Below are 16,054 nucleotides of genomic sequence, written 5' to 3'. Positions count from 1 at the left end.
TGGGGCAGCTAGCCTACCAGTGCCCGCAGTTGCTCGATAGCTTCGGGGGTGAGGTGCAGCCCTTCGCGCACGTAGGCGTCGAAGCTACCGTAGCGGCGGTCCACTTCGTCGAAGTAGGCCTGGAGGTAGGAGGGGCGCGCCTCCAGAAACGACATGAGGCAGTCGCGCTCGTGGGCGGTCATGCCCGCCCCCAGCCGCTGTGCTTCGGCGGCAATCAGGTCGGCGTGGTCGTTGTTCACCCGCAGGTAGTCCTCCATCACCTCGGCTTCGGTGGCCCCCGCTACTCGTAGCAGGGTGGCGCACAACACGCCGGTGCGGTCTTTCCCGTTCACGCAGTGCACCAGCGCCGGACGTCTCTCGGCGGCCATCGACCGCAGCGCCTGCCCTACCAAAGGGTACTCCGCCACGTACTTGCGGTAGTTGGCCCGCATGCGCTCCTCCGGCTGGCCGTACTTCTCGATAACACCCGCTACCAGGCGCTTCTCCGCGTCTTTCTGGCGTCCTTCGGCGGAAGGGGTGAGGGCCACTGTTTTGGTGCCCAACAAGAAGGGCTCGGGGCGGGCCGCCACCTCGGCGGCGGTGCGCAGGTCGTATATGGTGCGGATGCCTAGAGATTGCGCCATGAAGGCGGCCTCTTCGGGGGTGAGGCCGGCAAGTTCGCGGGAGCGGAACACCCGGGCATCAGCGTAGGTGGCCCCCACGCCGCGGATGCGCGCGCTGCCGAAGCTGCTGCCCAGCGGCAGCGCCTCGAAGGGGAATCCGGCCACCAGGCATGACGGGCCCGCTGCGGTTACCGGCCGCGCCTGTAGCAGGTAGCGGCCCGGTTGCGGGGGCGTGTAGACGAAGCTCCAGTTCACGCCGCGTCGCTTGTCCACGGCGGCGGTGGGGTAGGGCGTCCAGCTGGCGCCCCCGTCCAGCGAGAACTCCATGGCGGTGATAGGGTTCTCGAAATTGTCCACATAGCCGGAAAACGCGATGGGGCGCCCCGCATAGTAGGGCGGTTGCGAGGCGGGGGCGATGGGGTTTTCGGTGTTGGGGGCCATGGGCCTGTGTCCTTTCTTCGGTGGCCCTATGATAGCGCATGGCGGCACGTGCGGGTGTGCTATCATACACTACAATGATACTTTGACCGATGAGGTGGCTGCGTGTTCGAAACCCTGAAAGTGGACGACAAGTCCGGCGTTCCCGTTTGGGTGCAGATACGCAACTACATCATCTTCCTCATCCGCTCCGAGCAGCTGCGGCCCGGCGACACCCTGCCCACGGTGCGCCAGCTGGCGGTGGAGCTGGGGGTGAACTACAACACCATCCACAAGGTGTACCAGGATCTGGAGACCGACGGCCTCATCAATTCCGGTCGTGGGCGCCGTTCCACCATTGCCGACATCAACCGCGACGAGCTGGAGCTGCCGCCTTCGCCGGTGGACGCCATCATCGAGGAGCTGGCCCGCGTGGCCCAGGAATCGGGGCTCACGCGCGGCGATGTGATGGCGCGGGTGGAAAGCGCGCTCGGGGCCCCTGGAGGGCTAGGTTCATAACGGCCGGCGCCGGCGGGCGCCCAACGAGGGGGAGAGCATGGCGGAGAAGAAATCCTATTTCGACGAGCCGAACGACATCACTGTCGAAGATGAAACCATCACCAGCGAGGCGCAGTTCGACGAAACCACCACCAGCCGCACCGGCGCTGTGGTGATTCGCATCGTGCTGGCGGCGGTGCTGTTCGCGGTGTTTGCGGCCGTATCATGGTTCAGCGGCTCGGGAGTGCCGGTGCTGCTGGGACTTCTGGCGGCACTGGTGCTGTTCAGCTGCACTCATGTGGTGCTGGAGTGGGAGCGGGCTGTGGTGCTGCGCTTCGGCAAGTTCCACCGGGTGGCCGGCCCGGGGCTGGTGTTCATGCTGCCGGTGGTGGATTCGGTTACCGCCACGGTGGACATGCGTATGCGCTCCACTGCCTTCAAGGCCGAGCACGTGCTGACGGCCGACTTGGTGCCGGTGGACGTGGACGCCGTGCTGTTCTGGACCGTATGGGATGCGGAAAAGGCCTGCTCGGAAGTGAAGAACTACGTGCGCCTGGTGTATTGGGTGGCCCAAACCACGTTGCGGGACGTGATGGGGGCGGTGACCATCGCCCAGTTGTCCACCCGCCGCACCCAAATCGACAAGGAAGTGGCGGACATCCTGGAGCAGAAGACCAACGAGTACGGCATCACCGTGCTGTCGGTGGAGATTCGCGACATCGAGGTGCCGGACGATCTGCAGGAGGCGCTCTCGGCCGAGGCGCGGGCCGAGCGGGAGAGCAACGCCCGCGTGATGCTGGCCGAGGTGGAGAAGGAAGTGTCGGAGATGTTCGTGGAGGCGGCCGAGACCTACGGCAACAAAGACGCCGCCCTGCAGCTGCGAGCCATGAGCTTCGTGGCCGACTCCGTGAAGGAAAAGGGCGGCATGGTGGTAATCCCCAGCGCCCTCTCAGAAGCCTTCGAAGGCCTCGGCAAACTGGGCAAGCTGTAACACTATGCCAGGGACACTCGTCCTGTGGGGAGGTCGGCAACCAAAGTGACGCTTCCCCCTACGGCTTCGATGTAGCGCCGTATGGTGTCGAGGCTCATGGAGCCTATATCTCCGCTCTCCATGCGCGAGACGCGGTTCTGGGAAACTCCCATCGCGCGCGCAAGCTCTACTTGTGTCATGTGGCTGGCTTTTCGCGCTTCCCGAAGGTTGTAGGCATCGATGTAGTCTTGGGTGTAGCGGCGGGCCGCCTCCATTTCGGCGTCAGTGATGCCGCGCTTTTCGCGATAGGTTTTCGGGCTGGTCATTTCCAATTCCCTCCTGTGCGGTGTACTTGAAATATAGTCGTTCGGCTTCCGGGATAGCCTTTCTGTACCACCCGTTCCATTTGTCGCGGTTGCTGTTCCCCGCTGATTTGTCGCCGGCCAGCAGCATGATGGCTTTCCGCGCTGGGTCGAAGGCAAAGAGAATGCGCACCTCGGTCTCGCCAGGGGAGGGCGGCCTCAGTTCCTTCATGTTCTTGACGGACGATCCGGCGATGCTGTCAACGAGCGGACGTCCGAGTGCTGGGCCATGCTCTTGCAGCACCTCAATGGCGGAGAGGATATGCGCAACCATGGCATCGTCTTGGGCGTCTAGCCAATCCTCTATCAACTTCAATTCGACTGACCACATTATAGCTCCTATATGATATAGCTCGCAAGTTATATTTCTCAAAAGCGACCGTTGCACTATAATGCAATATAGAATAGAGGCACTTGTACTATTGTGCAATAGGAGTGTGACAGTGAAAGAAAACAGCATCATCGACTGGGCTGCTTACGGGGTGCTTCTCAAAGCGGCAAGAATAAGTAATGGTTATTCACGAGGTGGTGCGCTGGCGGCGGCGGTAGAGGAGCAGACGGGGTTGCGCGTTTCGGAGCGGACGATCTATGCGCTTGAGAGCGCGAGTCGTGCCCCGTCTGCTGATATCTTCCTGGCTCTTCAGCAGGTTCTGCCAGAGCTTTGCGACCCGGATTACCTAAAGCCCGTATTCCGTAACTCCAATGTGAAAGTGGCTATCGTCAACCTGTGAGCTGTTTTATCCGAGGCCTTCGAGGGCTTCGGCAGGTTGGGCAATAGGTGTGGACAGTTGGGAAATGTCGTAATAAAAGCACCTATTTGGCTGGAATACTGCCTAGATGTCGTAATAAAAAGGGACTTATTACGACACTCTGGGTGCCAGCGTCGCGGCCGATTCCAGCCATTTTTGCAACGTGACTCGAGAGCGCGCGTTCACGCAAAAATCGGGGGCTGATCACAGGGCGATGAGACCTGGGTGCTGGGTGCTGCGCGAAGGGCCCACCCTCTAGCTGGCATGGTCTATCCTGAAAAAAGAATCATAGATATGTAGGATAAATATCACATATCATACAAATTTATGATACTATCTCATCCATTGGGTAGGCACGCGAAAACAGGAGGAGGAGAAAGCCGTGAAGAAAAAGGCATTTCTTGCAGCAACGGTGACGTGTGCTGCAGCGATGGCGTTGGCGGCCTGCGTCCCCAATGTGGAATCTCCGGATGTTGAAAGCAACGGAGAAGGGGCGGTGAGCCATCAGGCTGCAACGGGCACGGCCCAGAGCCTGGAAGAGCTGTACAGCGAAATGGGGGAGGTGCATTCCAGCAGCTTGCCGAGTATCCAGACGTTGGCGGATGGCACTCAGGTGCAGCTGGCTCCGGATGTGGACTTTTCCTATTGGCACCTGGGTGACCAGCCGAACTCGTACAACATCAAGTATCTGAACGCGAATAACCGCGGGTGCAATTCGTGCCACACTGACGGCCTGGTGGACTTGATTATGAACCATCTGAGCTACCCGCACATTGACATCCGAAATAATCTGGGAATGGATGCAACTCCCATGGATTGCCTCATTTGTCACGACGTAGGCACCGGTTACGTGACCAAGAACTTCGAGTTCGGATCGCTTATTCACGGCATCCATAGCCGCGATACTTTCAAAGGCGATTGCATGAGCTGCCACAACGCTACCGCCGATGGCAAGGGCATGCAGCTTTGGGAAGAGGCTAAGTACGACGTGATGCAGGGCCTCACCTTCATCTCCAATGAGGACGTGAATGCGGAGATGTCCTACGAACAGGACAAGACAAATGAAATGTTCGACCTCACCTTCTTCACCGGGGATATGAACCGCGAAGCGGTGGACAATGAGATGAAGGGCGTGCCCACCGACGATGCTGCCCGTGACGCATGGGAGATCAGTGTATCTGGTTTGGTGAACAACCCGTACTCCATCACGCTGGGCCAGTTGATTCAGGAGGCACCGTCCGAGACGTTTATCAGCTCCACTCAGTGCGTTATGAACGCGCCCGGCTGGGAGATGGTGAGCAACGTGGAAGTGACCGGAATCCCGGTGCAGTGGCTGTTAGACAAGGCTGGCGGCGTGAAAGAGGGGGCTACGGCCCTGATGGCGACCGTATCTGACGGCTGGTCTCGCGGCGAAACGCTGGAAACTCTGGCAAAGAACGGTGCCTATCTTGTTTACAAGATTAACGGCGAAAACCTGAGTTGGACAGAAGGCTTCCCGGTGCGTATTTGGTACCAGAACCGCGGCGTACCCTCTTCCATCCGCTGGGTAAGTGACCTTGAAGTGGTGGACACTCCAGCCGATGAGGTGAAGGTATTTGAAGGCTGGGAGTTGGACGAGGCCAACACCTTAGATCCCGACATGATTGGCAAGTGGTACAACAAGCCCAATGCTGGCATCTGCTTCTTCCATGAAGGCCAAATCATCAAAGCAGGTGAGCCGTATACCTTTGAAGGCTATGCCCAAGCGTTTGACCAGCAGGTGACGGCAGTGGAGTTCTCGCTTGACAACGGAGCTACCTGGACGCGTATGGACACGTCTGATTCCGATCGCAACAAATGGGTGTACTGGAATTTCACCATCACCCCTGAACCTGGCTCGTATGTGCTGGCGGTGCGCGCAGTTACCGATGAGGGCCTGGTGAGCATGTACCCCGACAAGGTCATGTTCAACGCGCACGAAGCCTAAATAACAAGAGAGTGAGGTGTAAGAGATGAGCGCAATCAAGAAAACCATCGTGCTGGGCGCGAGTTCTGTGCTGGCGTTGGCGGGTGTGGGTAGCAGCTTCGCAGTGGCGTCGCCGTCGCCTGAAGTATCGGCGCCCGATGCAGTTGAAAATGCCCGTCAAGAAACGTATGAAAAGACAGACATTGTTTCCACTGATGTAGTGTCAGGGAAATTCGCCTACACCCAAAGCGAGGTCTCTTCCAACGATGACCTGAAAGCGGTTGCGGGTGCCTCGAAGTACCTGTGCGGCGCGCGCCCCGCAGGGGATGCGGGCAGTCTGTCGGCCCACGACTGGGTGATTGAGGTGAGGGGTGCGGTGGACCATCCCTATGCGGCCAGCTTCGATGAGTTGTGCGAAACCGAAGAGGTGCAGTCGCTTTTGCTGGGCTGCGCTTGTGCCGGAAACCCTGCCGATGGGAAGGCCAGCGCCAACGCAGAGGTGACGGGCGTTGCGGTTCGCACGCTGATCGGCATTGCCGGCGTCCAGGAAGAAGCCAACACCATCGTGTTCACTTCGGCCGACGGCTACGAGGTGGCTTTGCCCTTGCAGTACGTAAAGACGCACTACTGCCCGGTAGTTTATGACGTGAACGGCGCGCCCCTGGCTGAAACCATGGGCGGTTCGAACCAGCTGTGGCTGGGTTCCACTTCGGCGAATTACTTTGCGCGTGACATCGTTGCCATTACGCTGGAGGAACGTCAGACGCCTCCGCCCAGCCCGTCGAGCGACGAAGCACGTTCTGCCTATGCCAACTTGCCCAACGTAGGCGTTTCGTTCGGTGGCGACATTCAATAACTGTTCCTGTGTGGGGGAAGTGGGATGGCCGCATCCCTCACAACTGAAGACCAATGATTGGAGGCGAATATGCAAGACGCCAGAAGCATTTCCCGCCGTGGCCTTATTGCGGGCACGGCAGCGTTTGGCGCCTCCGTGCTGGTGGTAGGAGGAGCGGTTTCCCTGGGTGGAAAGGCTTTTGCCGAAGGCGGCGAAACGGCCAGCAATAACGGTGCTGAGGTGGGAGGCACCCAGTACGGCTTTATGGTGGACATGGGACGATGCGTCGATTGCGAGATGTGCGTTGCGGCATGCCGCAGTCAGAACCATCTTTCTGACGAGACGCCCAATCGACGGGCGGTATCGTCCTTTCTCGACAGCAACGGAATGAACGTCTACGTCTCTACCTCGTGCATGCATTGCGATGATCCGAACTGCTTGCGGGTGTGCCCGGCGGGCGCCATTAGCAAGAGCGAGGCGGGCATCGTGCATGTGGACAAGGACAAGTGCATCGGGTGCAAGTACTGCTTCCAGGCTTGTCCCTACGGGGTGCCGAATTACAACTCCGAGGCCATGGACAAATGCGACTGCTGCTTGGATGCGGGAGTGGCGCCGGGCGATCAGCCCTATTGCGCGCAGGCGTGCATCTTCAACGCGCTCAAGTACGGGCCCGTTGATGAGTTGGTGGCCGAGGCCGAACAGCGGGGCCTCGCGCCCGTCCCCGTGGGCGAGCCGTGCGGGCCCAACTGCTATCTGGTCAGGGGGGTGAAGTGAATGCTACAACTTACCTGGTCTTGGCAGCCGGCGCTGTACCTGTTCCTGGGCGGCATGGGGGCCGGCGCCTTCATCATGGCGGCGGTGCTGTTCCTCATCGACCGCACCAAGCACCGGCTGGTGGTGTGCGCCTCTATGTGGGCCGCCTTCGCCAGCCTGGCCGTGGGCCTCATGCTGCTGCTCTCCGAGCTCATCAGTCCCGTGCGCGGCATCATGATGTGGTCGGCCTTCAGCAACTTCTCCTCGTGGATGACCTACGGCGCCTGGGGCGCGTTCTGCGCGCTGGCGGTGTGGTTCGTCTCGGCCCTGCTGGCCGTGCGCCCCGTGGGCAACGCCCTGGCGAAGAGCTGGAAGTGGTTCAAGGCCCACGGCGCCGCCCTGCGCACGGTGCTGGCCTGGATCGGCATCGCGCTTGGCGCCTTTGTGGCGGTGTACACCGGCATGCTGCTGATGACCGCCGGCGGCGTGCCGCTGTGGGACAGCCCGCTGCTGCCGGCGCTGTTCACCGTGTCGGCCTTCGACACCGGCGTGGCGCTGGTGGAGGTGATGGCCGTAATCCTTTCCAAGCGCGACCCGCTGGCCCACCGCGCGCAGATGCTCATGGAGCGCATCGTGGTGGTGCTGGTGGTGGCGGAAGTGGCCGTGCTGGCGGCGCTTCTGTGGCAGATGGCCTCGGGCGATGCCGCAACCGCTTGGGGCGCGGCGGCCGCGGCTTCGGCCGAGCTGCTCACTTCCGGCGGACTGTCCACCGTGTTCTGGTGGATGGTGGTGGCCTGCGGCCTGGTGCTTCCCTTGGCCATGGCGATTTTGGGCCTTGCGCTGGGGAAGCGGGAGAGCCGCCCCGCGATGGCCGTCGGGGCTATCGGCGCCCTCATCGGCGGATGCGAGCTGCGCTTCCTCATGCTGGCGGCCGGCGTGCACGCCAGCCTCCTCTCCACCACAGTGATGGGGCTTTTGCTGTAGGGCTTGCTCGGCTTCTTTGTGCGCCCGGTGCGTTTTCGCGCCGGGCGTTTCTTTTCTCAAAACTTTGTCCTAAGGGCAGTCTGCTATGCTTTTGCAAAAACGATCAAAGGGGGAACCATGATAGGACGCGTGTACGGTCAAGTGGGAAAGCCGGTGCAGTTCAAGGGCAATGCTTATGACTTCGGTCACAGCATTTCGGCCATTGAGTTTTCGCTGGACGAGGGCGAGCACTGGACCCGCTACGACACGCCCGACACCAACGATTACCAAAACCTCACCTGGACCTTCGAGTATACGCCGGAAAAAGCCGGCTTCTACGTGCTGCGGGTGCGCTCGGTGAACGACGCCGGCGAGCACAGCCCCGAAAGCGCCTTCGCAGAGCTGCAAGTGGAGGAGTAGGGCTCACTGCAATTAAAACAACGCGTTCACGGACGGGGGTGGGACTGGCTCTCGTTTACATGATTGTGCGGGAAAGTGGCTTGCTGAAAGTCTCGACTGGGTATCCAGTGAGAATGTTGCGTGCGGTCAGGAGGTGCTCGGCGAAGGAAAGCTTTCCCGCCCCATAGAGGCGCGCAGCCAGGCGCACGGCGGCTCCGTCTTCCATGGACACATCGTCTGCGAGGAGCGCCATGACCGTGCCGATAAGAGAGCGCGGCACGCGGTAGTCGTTTTCGAGCGCCGCAACGCAGGCGACGATGGTTTCCGGGTAGGCACGTGCCGCGCCGCCAGCAATAATGCGCCGCGCTTTGGCGGCCCGTCGTGAATCGTTGTCGAGCAGATAGTGCAACAGAATAGTTTTGTCCACGATGACGATGTCGCGGGAGCGCCCCCGGAGCGGGGCTTTCGGCCGCCCTGTGTCCGAGGATCCCTGCTCTTTGAGCCATGCCGTGCGTTCGTCGCCCGACTGGGCGGGATTGCCGTAGTGGCGCAGTTTGCCGAAGGCGGAGGTGGCGCCCTCGCTTTTACTGAGATGGGGAGTAAAAGGAAGCCGCCGACCGTTGACGCTCTCGGCCACGAAGAGTCGCACGGCCTCGGAGAGCGAGAGCCCCAATGCTTCGAAGAGCTCCTCGGCCTCCGCTTTCATGGTGGCGTCGATGCGCACTTGCAGGGTGGCTTGCTTGCCCATGGGCACCTCCGAAATTTTTTTCCGTCTCTCAAATCAAATTGGAAGCGAGAGAAAAAAGCACGCATTTTTAGGCTTTTCGGCGACGTTTTCTCAGTAAAACGAGGAATTGTGTAATGCAATTGTAACACACTCGCAGACCCGCTCGCTTTCGCGACTGAGGAAGAAGGCGCTCGAAGAGGCAAAAATAGGGAGTTGTCAATGGGCTTTGAGTGCGTTATAACGTCCCCAACAGGTCAAACACGACTTTCCCGATGCGCAAAACTGCGCACTTCCCATAGATTCCATTCCATTTCGCAAGGTATCTCGTTAATGCCTTGGTCTTGTGCGCCCCGGTTCTCGAGAGGGGGACGAGCAAGGGGAAATGGGGGGAATGCATGCTTCAAAGAATGAGGAAGAGGAGGAGTTCATGGGTTCTAAATTCGTCATTGCAGATCCGGGCCTGTGCATCGGCTGTCAGACGTGCATGGCCGGTTGCTTGCTAAAGCACAGCGTGCCCGGAGACGTTGCGAAACCCCGTCTGAACCTAATTACCACCCTGACCATTTCTGCGCCCATCGTGTGCCACCATTGCGCCGATGCGCCGTGCGTGGCCTCGTGCCCCGAGGGCGCGCTGTACTTTGACCAAGGTCGTGTGGCGGTGAAGCAGGAGCGTTGCATCGGTTGCCGCAGCTGCGTGCTGGCCTGTCCCTACGGTGCGGTGGAAGTGGTTTCCCAGGAGGGCGCAGCGAAGCTCGGTGGCCTGACAGTGGAGTCGGCTCCTAAGGCCTCGCTGGTGAAATGCGATCTGTGCTATGACCGCGAGGGCGGACCGGCGTGCGTGGAAGCCTGTCCTACCGGAGGCCTGATGGTCATCGACGAGGAGGAGCTGGCCGCGCGCCAGCGGGCCCGTCGCATGAAGGCGGCTGTGGCCTCGGGCGCGTTTGCCAGCGTGCCGCTGAACATGGATCTTAACTAGAACGGGGGAGTGAAACAATGGAAAAACATATGGCCGTATGTCCCTACTGCGGTGCCGGATGCAAGCTCAACCTGCTGGTCGATGACGGGATGGTCGTCGGCGCTGAGGGCATCGACGGCGTAACCAACGAGGGCGAGCTGTGCCTGAAGGGCCTGTCGGGCTTCGACTTCATCAACGACACGAAGATCCTGACGCCGCGCATCTTGCACCCGATGATTCGCCGCGAGAAGGGCGGCGAGCTGGAGCGTGTTACCTGGGACGAGGCGCTGGACTTCACGGCGCGGCGACTGACCGAGATCAAGGAGAAGTACGGCCCGGATGCCATTATGCTGACCGGCTCCTCCCGCGGCCCAGGCAACGAGGCAAACTTCGTTATGCAGAAGTTCACCCGCGCCTGCATTGGCACGAACAACATTGACAACTGCGCGCGTACCTGTCATGGCCCTTCGGTTATCGGCCTTATGGACACGGTGGGCTCCGGTGCCATGTCGGTGTCTATTCCCAACTTGGAGAACGCCGACCTCATCATGCTGTTCGGCTACAACCCCTCCGCCTCGCACCCCATCGTGGCCCGTCGCATTGTGAAGGCCAAGGAGAAGGGCGCCAAGATCATTGTTGTGGACCCGCGCTCCATCGAGACCGCCCGCATAGCCGATTTGTACATCCAGATCAAGAACGGCTGCAACCTCGCCTTCATGAATGCGTTCGCCAACGTCATCGTGTCCGAGAATATGCACGATAAGGCGTTCGTGGATGCTCACACCGCCGGCTTTGATGAGTGGTGGGAGACTATTAAGAACTACACGCCTGAGAGCGTGGCCGATATCTGTGGCTGCAGCGCCGAGGACATTCGCAAGGCGGCCCGCATGTACGCCACCGCCCCCAACTCCATCATCGGCTGGGGCATGGGCGTCACCCAGCAGCGTCAGGGCGTGAAAGTGGTGCACACCATTGCCGCCATCGCGTGCGTTGCAAATCAAATTGGTCGCGACAACGCCGGCCTTGCGCCGGTGCGCGGTCAGAACAACGTGCAGGGTTCTTGCGACATGGGTATGTGGCCGAGCCTCCTTCCCGGCTATCAGAAAGTTGAAAACCCCGATATGCGCGCTAAGTTCGAGAAGGCATGGGGGCTTCCCGAGGGCAAGCTGCCTGCCGAGCCCGGCTTCAAGTTGACCGACCTGCCCCACGGGGTGAAGGAGGGCAAGATTCGTGCCTTCTACAATTTCGGCGAGGATCCGCTGCAGACCGAGCCCGATTCCGCCGACATGAAGGAAACCTTGGAGAACCTCGATCTGCTCATCTCCCAGGATATCTTCATGACCCAAACGACTGCTCTGGCCGACGTGGTGTTCCCCGGCACCTCCTGGGGCGAGCATGATGGCGTATTCTCCGCCTCTGACCGCACGTTCCAGCGCTTTACGGCTGCCGTGCCCCCCAAGGGCGAATGCAAGCACGACTGGCAAATCTTCCAAGAGCTTTCGACGCGCATGGGCTATCCGATGCATTACGAGGATACCGAGGAAATCTGGAACGAGGTGCGAGAGCTTTGCCCCAACTTCTACGGCGCTACCTATGAAAAGATGGCCGGTACGGGCCATGCCCAGTGGCCGGTGCCCACGCTGGAATGCCCCGGCACCCCCACGTTGTACAAGGATGGCCAGTTCAACACCGCCGACAAGAGGGCCATCCTCATGGCGCACGACTTCGTGGAGCCCACGGAGCTTCCGGATGACGCCTACCCGCTTGTGCTGTGCACGGTGCGCGAGGTTGGCCACTACTCCTGCCGCTCGATGACCGGCAACTGCAAGGTGCTCTCGATGCTGGCCGACGAGCCGGGCTACGTGCACATCAACCCCATCGATGCCGAGGCGCGCAATATCCGCGATGAAGACCTGGTGTGGGTCAGCTCGCGTCGCGGCAAGGTGATCACCCGCGCGTGTTTGGACGAGCGCATCAACAAGGGCGCGGTGTACATGACCTATCAGTGGTGGATTGGCAAGTGCAACGATTTGACTATGCACGTGACCGACCCCTTGTCGGGCACGCCCGAGGACAAGTACTCCGCCTGCGAGGTGCACTGCATTGACGACCAGGTGTGGGCCGAGCGTCATATGCAGTCGCTTTACAGCGCCCTGAAAGACCGTTTGGCCGCCGAGGCCGCGCCTCAGAACGTGGCGCCTGTGACTGATGTTTCCGCGGAGTAGCCGCCGCACCCTTCCTCATCCGAAAGGACTCTGATGAACACCTTCATCGCCATAGAGCCGGATAGGTGCATAGGATGCGGCACATGCCTCGCCGCCTGCAGCCATGGCCACCGTGTGGCCGGGCTGCAGGCGCAGCCCCGCCTCGCGCTGACGCTCACCCCCGAGGTAACGGCGGCCGTTACCTGCCATCAGTGCGAGGGGGCGCCGTGCTTGGCGGTGTGTCCCGTGGACGCCATTGCGCGCACCGATGCCGCCGTTGTTGTGAACGAGCAAGCGTGCATCGGGTGCAAGCTCTGTGCGGTGGTGTGCCCCTTCGGCGCCATCCATCCAGCTGGTACCTCAACGGCGGGGGTTGCCGGCATCTCCTATCCCACTCCCAACCAACCGCGCGGCACCTCGCCGCTGTTGTCCTGGAGCATCGGCGTGTACACCTGCGCCGTCAAGTGCGACCTATGCTCCACCTACGACCCCGAAGGGGGTCCCCATTGCGTGAGTGCCTGCCCGACCGAGGCGCTCTTCGTGCGCGATGCCACGACGCTCGACGGCCTGCGCAAGGAAAAGATGCGCGCTGCCGTGGCGGCAAACCAGATCATGATGGGTCGGTCGACGAATTTGAAGGAGGCCTAAATGCTGCAGATTATCTTGCTCTCTCTCGGGCTCTCCTGCGTTACTGGCATGCTGTCCTTGGCCGCCTCGAAGGCCCGGCCCGTCTCGAAGGTCATCGCGTGCGCGGGCGGCATGGGCGCGGCGGTCCTGAGCTTCATCGGCGGAGTGGGTGCCCTGTTCCAGACGGCAACCTATGTCAGCTGGGCCGGCCCCTTGCCGTTCGCGAACTTCACGCTGCTGTTGAACCCTCTGGCGGGCCTGTTCATCGCCGTCATTGCGGCGCTGGCCTTTGCGGCATGGCTCTACGGCCTGGCCTATTTCGACGAGTACTACGAGGCGGGCATCGGACCCATTGGGTTTTTCATGAACCTCTTTATCGCTAGCATGAACCTGGTTATCTTGGCCGACAACGCCTTCTGGTTCCTCGTATTCTTCGAGCTGATGTCGCTCACCTCCTACATGCTCGTCATCGTCGATCAGACGGAGAAATCGCTGCGCGGAGGTTTTCTTTACCTCATCATGGCCCATATTGGCTTTTTGATGATTGCCCTGTCCTTTTTCTCCATGGCCGTCTGTGCTGGTTCGTTGGAATTCGCGGCTTTCCGGGGCCTCGCCTTCGTTCCGCCGGTGGCTACGATCGCTTTCGTGCTGGCCTTCTTCGGGTTTGGGGCGAAAGCGGGTGTGGTACCCTTCCATTCGTGGCTTCCCCAGGCCCATCCGGCAGCCCCTTCGAACGTGAGTGCCCTCATGTCCGGCGGTATGATCAAAATCGGCATCTTTGGCATTTGCAAAGTGTGCTTCGATCTGCTCGGCGCTACGGGCGGTGAGGTGAGTTGGGGCGTGCTCGTCATTATCATTGGGGCGGTTTCCAGCGTGCTCGGCGTGGTGTACGCCTTGGGCGAGCATGACCTGAAGAGCCTTCTGGCCTATCACTCGGTGGAGAATATCGGCATCATCCTTCTCGGTGTTGGCACGGGTATCTTCGGCTGGGCCGCGGGTTTGCCCTGGCTTGCTGCTATCGGTCTCTTGGCCGGGCTATACCACGTGGTGAACCACGCCATGTTCAAGGGCCTGCTGTTCCTGGGCGCCGGCAGCGTGCTGCACGCTACGGGTACCCGCAACATGGAGGTGCTCGGTGGCCTGGCGCGCGTGATGCCCTGGACGGCGGTGTGCTTCCTCATTGGCTCGCTGGCCATCTCGGCCATTCCGCCGCTGAACGGATTTGTGTCGGAGTGGTTCACCTACCAAGGGCTCATCGGTGCGGCCATGGGCGGCGACGTCTTCCTTCGCATCGTTTTCGCCTTCGCTGTGGTGGCTCTGGCTATTACCGGCGCTTTGGCCGTCACCTGCTTCGTGAAGGCCTTCGGCGTGACGTTCCTCGCCCGGCCTCGTTCCAAAGCTGCCGAGCGCGCCCATGAGGCGCCGGTGCCCATGGTGGCTGCCATGGTGATGCTCACGGCGGCCTGTATCGCGCTCGGCCTGGGTGCGGCTTGGGTTGCTCCGCAGATGAGCGATCTGGCCGCTTCGGTGTTGGCCGCTCCGGCACTGCCGGTTGGCGAGGGCGCTGTGCTCGTGTCGCTCGATACGGTGTCGGTTGTGTCGCCGCTTGTTATTGCTGTTCTCATGGTGGCGGTCATAGGGGGCTGCACCCTTGCGCGCAATGCGGCTAACCGCCGCGCGGGCATTAAGGACGACCCGCAAACCTGGGCCTGCGGCTATGCGGCCGATCTTTCCATGGAGACGCTCGCTTCTACTGTCGGGGCGAACGTGAAGGGTTTTATGGGCCCGCTCTATGCGATTCGCCGCGTTGTGAATGGCCTTGGCGCGGTGCTCGCACGGATGGTCTCCCGTGGGCTTTCCCTGGAAAAGGAGTCAGGCGTCTGCGCCCCGTCCAATGCGGATCCGGATTCGCGATACGACCGCGATCGCGTTGCGGGCATTGCGCCCGCTCCTGCGCCGACGGTGCCGCTGTCCCATTCGGTGCTTTCTATCGTCAGCGATTTGGGCGCGGCTTTTGCCCGACTGGAGAGCGGTGACTTCCGCACCTATATCGTTTATATCGTCGGAGCGCTGGTGTTCTTTCTCGCGCTCATCATCTTGGTTCGTTAGGAGGATGCCATGACTATCATTATTGCGATACTTCAGGCTGTCCTTCTGGTGGCCGCCGCTCCGCTTGCAAGCGGCGTGGCCCGCAAGATCCGTGCGAAGATGCACTCGCGCACGGGCACGTCGGTTCTGCAGGACTACTACGACCTCGCGAAGCTGTGGCGTCGCTGCGAGGTGCGCGAGGGCGGCAGCGGCTTGGTTTCCCGCATAGCGCCGCCGGTTTTCCTGGGGTCGTTTGCCCTCATCGCTGCGGGGCTCCCCTTGGCGATGCAGGCCTGCCCGATTCCGTTGCTCGGCGACATCATTACCGTGCTGTATCTCATGGCGCTGCCCCGTTTCATTTTCAGCCTCGCAGCCATTGATTCGGCCGGATCCTACACCGCCATCGGGGGTATCCGGGAGCTTTTGGTGGGCGTGCTTGTGGAGCCTTCGCTCATGCTCGTGCTGTTCGTGATGGCCGTGGCCGCTGGTTCTACCAACTTGGGGATTATGACCCAAGCGGTGGGGACGCTGACTGCCTATCCCTTCGTGGCCGTAGTGGTGGCCGGAGTGGCCTGTGCCATGGCCTGCTACATCGAGATGGGCAAGCTGCCCTTCGATTTGGCCGAGGCTGAGCAGGAGATTCAAGAGGGCCCGCTGGCCGCCTATTCCGGCCCGTCCTTGGCCATGTTGAAGCTGGGCGTGTCGGTGAAGCAGCTTGTGGTAGCCAGCTTGTTCGTGGCGGTCTTCCTGCCCTTCGGGGCAGCTCAGGCACCCGACGCGGGGGCCGTGCTAATCGGGTTTCTCCTCTATGCGGTAAAGGTGACCGCTGTGCTCCTCGTTGCTGCCGTGATTGAGAATTCCGTTATGCGCGTGCGCTACAAGTACCTGGGTCGTTACACCTGGTTCGTGGTGGGGATAGCCTCGCTTTCCCTTGTGTTTCTCGTCATTGGAATATAGGAG

17 protein-coding genes are annotated in these 16,054 nt (G+C 60.9%); 13 read left to right on the top strand and 4 right to left on the bottom strand.

The window, feature by feature from the left end; translation table 11 throughout:
- Nucleotides 1–8: 8 nt before the first annotated feature.
- Entirely contained in the window at nucleotides 9–1,043 is a 1,035-nt protein-coding gene (locus tag DMP11_RS08510; protein ID WP_123186066.1) for a tyrosine-protein phosphatase, read from the bottom strand.
- A gap of 102 nt (nucleotides 1,044–1,145) precedes the next feature.
- Between DMP11_RS08510 and DMP11_RS08505 the strand changes: the two genes are divergently transcribed.
- On the top strand, nucleotides 1,146–1,538 hold the full coding sequence (locus DMP11_RS08505; protein WP_123186065.1) for a GntR family transcriptional regulator: 393 nt from the start codon (nucleotides 1,146–1,148) through the stop codon (nucleotides 1,536–1,538).
- A gap of 37 nt (nucleotides 1,539–1,575) precedes the next feature.
- Nucleotides 1,576–2,508: a slipin family protein gene (locus tag DMP11_RS08500; RefSeq protein ID WP_123186064.1), complete on the top strand. Its 933-nt coding sequence runs from the start codon at nucleotides 1,576–1,578 to the stop codon at nucleotides 2,506–2,508.
- Nucleotides 2,509–2,510: 2 nt separating this feature from the next.
- On the opposite strand, the gene DMP11_RS08495 is transcribed toward DMP11_RS08500, so the two are convergent.
- The gene (locus tag DMP11_RS08495; RefSeq protein WP_123186063.1) at nucleotides 2,511–2,813 is read right to left on the bottom strand and encodes a helix-turn-helix domain-containing protein; all 303 of its coding nucleotides are present in this window, start codon (nucleotides 2,811–2,813) and stop codon (nucleotides 2,511–2,513) included.
- A complete protein-coding gene (locus tag DMP11_RS08490; protein WP_123186062.1) occupies nucleotides 2,770–3,180 on the bottom strand; it encodes a type II toxin-antitoxin system RelE/ParE family toxin in 411 nt (136 codons plus the stop codon). The genes DMP11_RS08495 and DMP11_RS08490 overlap by 44 nt, the downstream gene beginning before the upstream one ends.
- A gap of 112 nt (nucleotides 3,181–3,292) precedes the next feature.
- Here DMP11_RS08490 and DMP11_RS08485 point away from each other — a divergent pair, with 112 nt between their 5' ends.
- From DMP11_RS08485 to DMP11_RS08460, 6 genes are all read left to right on the top strand, one after another.
- Complete coding sequence (locus tag DMP11_RS08485) at nucleotides 3,293–3,580, top strand: helix-turn-helix domain-containing protein (RefSeq protein ID WP_161555343.1); 288 nt, start codon at nucleotides 3,293–3,295, stop codon at nucleotides 3,578–3,580.
- A 400-nt stretch (nucleotides 3,581–3,980) separates the two neighbouring features.
- Nucleotides 3,981–5,564, top strand: a complete 1,584-nt coding sequence (locus DMP11_RS08480; protein ID WP_148041124.1) for a molybdopterin-dependent oxidoreductase — start codon at nucleotides 3,981–3,983, stop codon at nucleotides 5,562–5,564.
- A gap of 25 nt (nucleotides 5,565–5,589) precedes the next feature.
- The gene (locus tag DMP11_RS08475) at nucleotides 5,590–6,399 is read left to right on the top strand and encodes a molybdopterin-dependent oxidoreductase (RefSeq protein ID WP_123186059.1); all 810 of its coding nucleotides are present in this window, start codon (nucleotides 5,590–5,592) and stop codon (nucleotides 6,397–6,399) included.
- A gap of 69 nt (nucleotides 6,400–6,468) precedes the next feature.
- Nucleotides 6,469–7,152, top strand: coding sequence for a 4Fe-4S dicluster domain-containing protein (locus DMP11_RS08470; protein ID WP_123186058.1), 684 nt, complete (start codon nucleotides 6,469–6,471; stop codon nucleotides 7,150–7,152).
- Entirely contained in the window at nucleotides 7,153–8,115 is a 963-nt protein-coding gene (gene nrfD, locus DMP11_RS08465; RefSeq protein ID WP_123186057.1) for an NrfD/PsrC family molybdoenzyme membrane anchor subunit, read from the top strand. It abuts the gene before it with no gap.
- Nucleotides 8,116–8,232: 117 nt separating this feature from the next.
- Nucleotides 8,233–8,514 (top strand): molybdopterin-binding protein, encoded by a 282-nt coding sequence (locus tag DMP11_RS08460; RefSeq protein WP_123186056.1) that lies wholly within the window; start codon nucleotides 8,233–8,235, stop codon nucleotides 8,512–8,514.
- Between the two features lie 55 nt (nucleotides 8,515–8,569).
- Here the strand turns inward: DMP11_RS08460 and DMP11_RS08455 are convergent, their stop codons facing one another.
- A complete protein-coding gene (locus DMP11_RS08455) occupies nucleotides 8,570–9,241 on the bottom strand; it encodes a type II toxin-antitoxin system RelB/DinJ family antitoxin (RefSeq protein WP_136845558.1) in 672 nt (223 codons plus the stop codon).
- 406 nt (nucleotides 9,242–9,647) lie between these two features.
- Between DMP11_RS08455 and DMP11_RS08450 the strand changes: the two genes are divergently transcribed.
- From DMP11_RS08450 to DMP11_RS08430, 5 genes are read left to right on the top strand one after another with little or no spacing between them, the layout of a single operon-like run.
- On the top strand, nucleotides 9,648–10,196 hold the full coding sequence (locus DMP11_RS08450; RefSeq protein ID WP_123186081.1) for a 4Fe-4S dicluster domain-containing protein: 549 nt from the start codon (nucleotides 9,648–9,650) through the stop codon (nucleotides 10,194–10,196).
- Between the two features lie 17 nt (nucleotides 10,197–10,213).
- A complete protein-coding gene (fdhF, locus tag DMP11_RS08445) occupies nucleotides 10,214–12,400 on the top strand; it encodes a formate dehydrogenase subunit alpha (protein WP_123186054.1) in 2,187 nt (728 codons plus the stop codon).
- Between the two features lie 33 nt (nucleotides 12,401–12,433).
- Nucleotides 12,434–13,027, top strand: coding sequence for a 4Fe-4S dicluster domain-containing protein (locus DMP11_RS08440; protein WP_123186053.1), 594 nt, complete (start codon nucleotides 12,434–12,436; stop codon nucleotides 13,025–13,027).
- Nucleotides 13,028–15,115 carry a hydrogenase 4 subunit B gene (hyfB, locus tag DMP11_RS08435; protein WP_123186052.1) on the top strand — a complete coding sequence of 696 codons (2,088 nt, stop codon included), beginning with the start codon at nucleotides 13,028–13,030 and terminating at the stop codon, nucleotides 15,113–15,115. It begins immediately after the preceding gene.
- Nucleotides 15,116–15,124: 9 nt separating this feature from the next.
- Complete coding sequence (locus DMP11_RS08430; protein ID WP_123186051.1) at nucleotides 15,125–16,051, top strand: respiratory chain complex I subunit 1 family protein; 927 nt, start codon at nucleotides 15,125–15,127, stop codon at nucleotides 16,049–16,051.
- Nucleotides 16,052–16,054 lie beyond the last annotated feature (3 nt).

The organism is Parvibacter caecicola, assembly GCF_003725335.1.
Classification (GTDB): Bacteria; Actinomycetota; Coriobacteriia; order Coriobacteriales; family Eggerthellaceae; genus Parvibacter; species Parvibacter caecicola.
The sequence above is the reverse complement of the archived record's forward strand: the minus strand, read 5'-3'. Positions and strand labels throughout refer to the sequence as shown.

Bases quoted from the DNA above. Each gene is read 5' to 3' on its own strand.
- DMP11_RS08470 (WP_123186058.1), top strand. From the start codon at position 6,469: ATGCAAGACGCCAGAAGCATTTCCCGCCGTGGCCTTATTGCGGGCACG.
- DMP11_RS08450 (WP_123186081.1), top strand. From the start codon at position 9,648: ATGGGTTCTAAATTCGTCATTGCAGATCCGGGCCTGTGCATCGGCTGT.
- DMP11_RS08500 (WP_123186064.1), top strand. From the start codon at position 1,576: ATGGCGGAGAAGAAATCCTATTTCGACGAGCCGAACGACATCACTGTC.
- DMP11_RS08490 (WP_123186062.1), bottom strand. From the start codon at position 3,180: ATGTGGTCAGTCGAATTGAAGTTGATAGAGGATTGGCTAGACGCCCAA.
- DMP11_RS08510 (WP_123186066.1), bottom strand. From the start codon at position 1,043: ATGGCCCCCAACACCGAAAACCCCATCGCCCCCGCCTCGCAACCGCCC.
- DMP11_RS08440 (WP_123186053.1), top strand. From the start codon at position 12,434: ATGAACACCTTCATCGCCATAGAGCCGGATAGGTGCATAGGATGCGGC.
- DMP11_RS08495 (WP_123186063.1), bottom strand. From the start codon at position 2,813: ATGACCAGCCCGAAAACCTATCGCGAAAAGCGCGGCATCACTGACGCC.
- fdhF (WP_123186054.1), top strand. From the start codon at position 10,214: ATGGAAAAACATATGGCCGTATGTCCCTACTGCGGTGCCGGATGCAAG.
- nrfD (WP_123186057.1), top strand. From the start codon at position 7,153: ATGCTACAACTTACCTGGTCTTGGCAGCCGGCGCTGTACCTGTTCCTG.
- DMP11_RS08460 (WP_123186056.1), top strand. From the start codon at position 8,233: ATGATAGGACGCGTGTACGGTCAAGTGGGAAAGCCGGTGCAGTTCAAG.
- DMP11_RS08475 (WP_123186059.1), top strand. From the start codon at position 5,590: ATGAGCGCAATCAAGAAAACCATCGTGCTGGGCGCGAGTTCTGTGCTG.
- DMP11_RS08430 (WP_123186051.1), top strand. From the start codon at position 15,125: ATGACTATCATTATTGCGATACTTCAGGCTGTCCTTCTGGTGGCCGCC.
- DMP11_RS08455 (WP_136845558.1), bottom strand. From the start codon at position 9,241: ATGGGCAAGCAAGCCACCCTGCAAGTGCGCATCGACGCCACCATGAAA.
- hyfB (WP_123186052.1), top strand. From the start codon at position 13,028: ATGCTGCAGATTATCTTGCTCTCTCTCGGGCTCTCCTGCGTTACTGGC.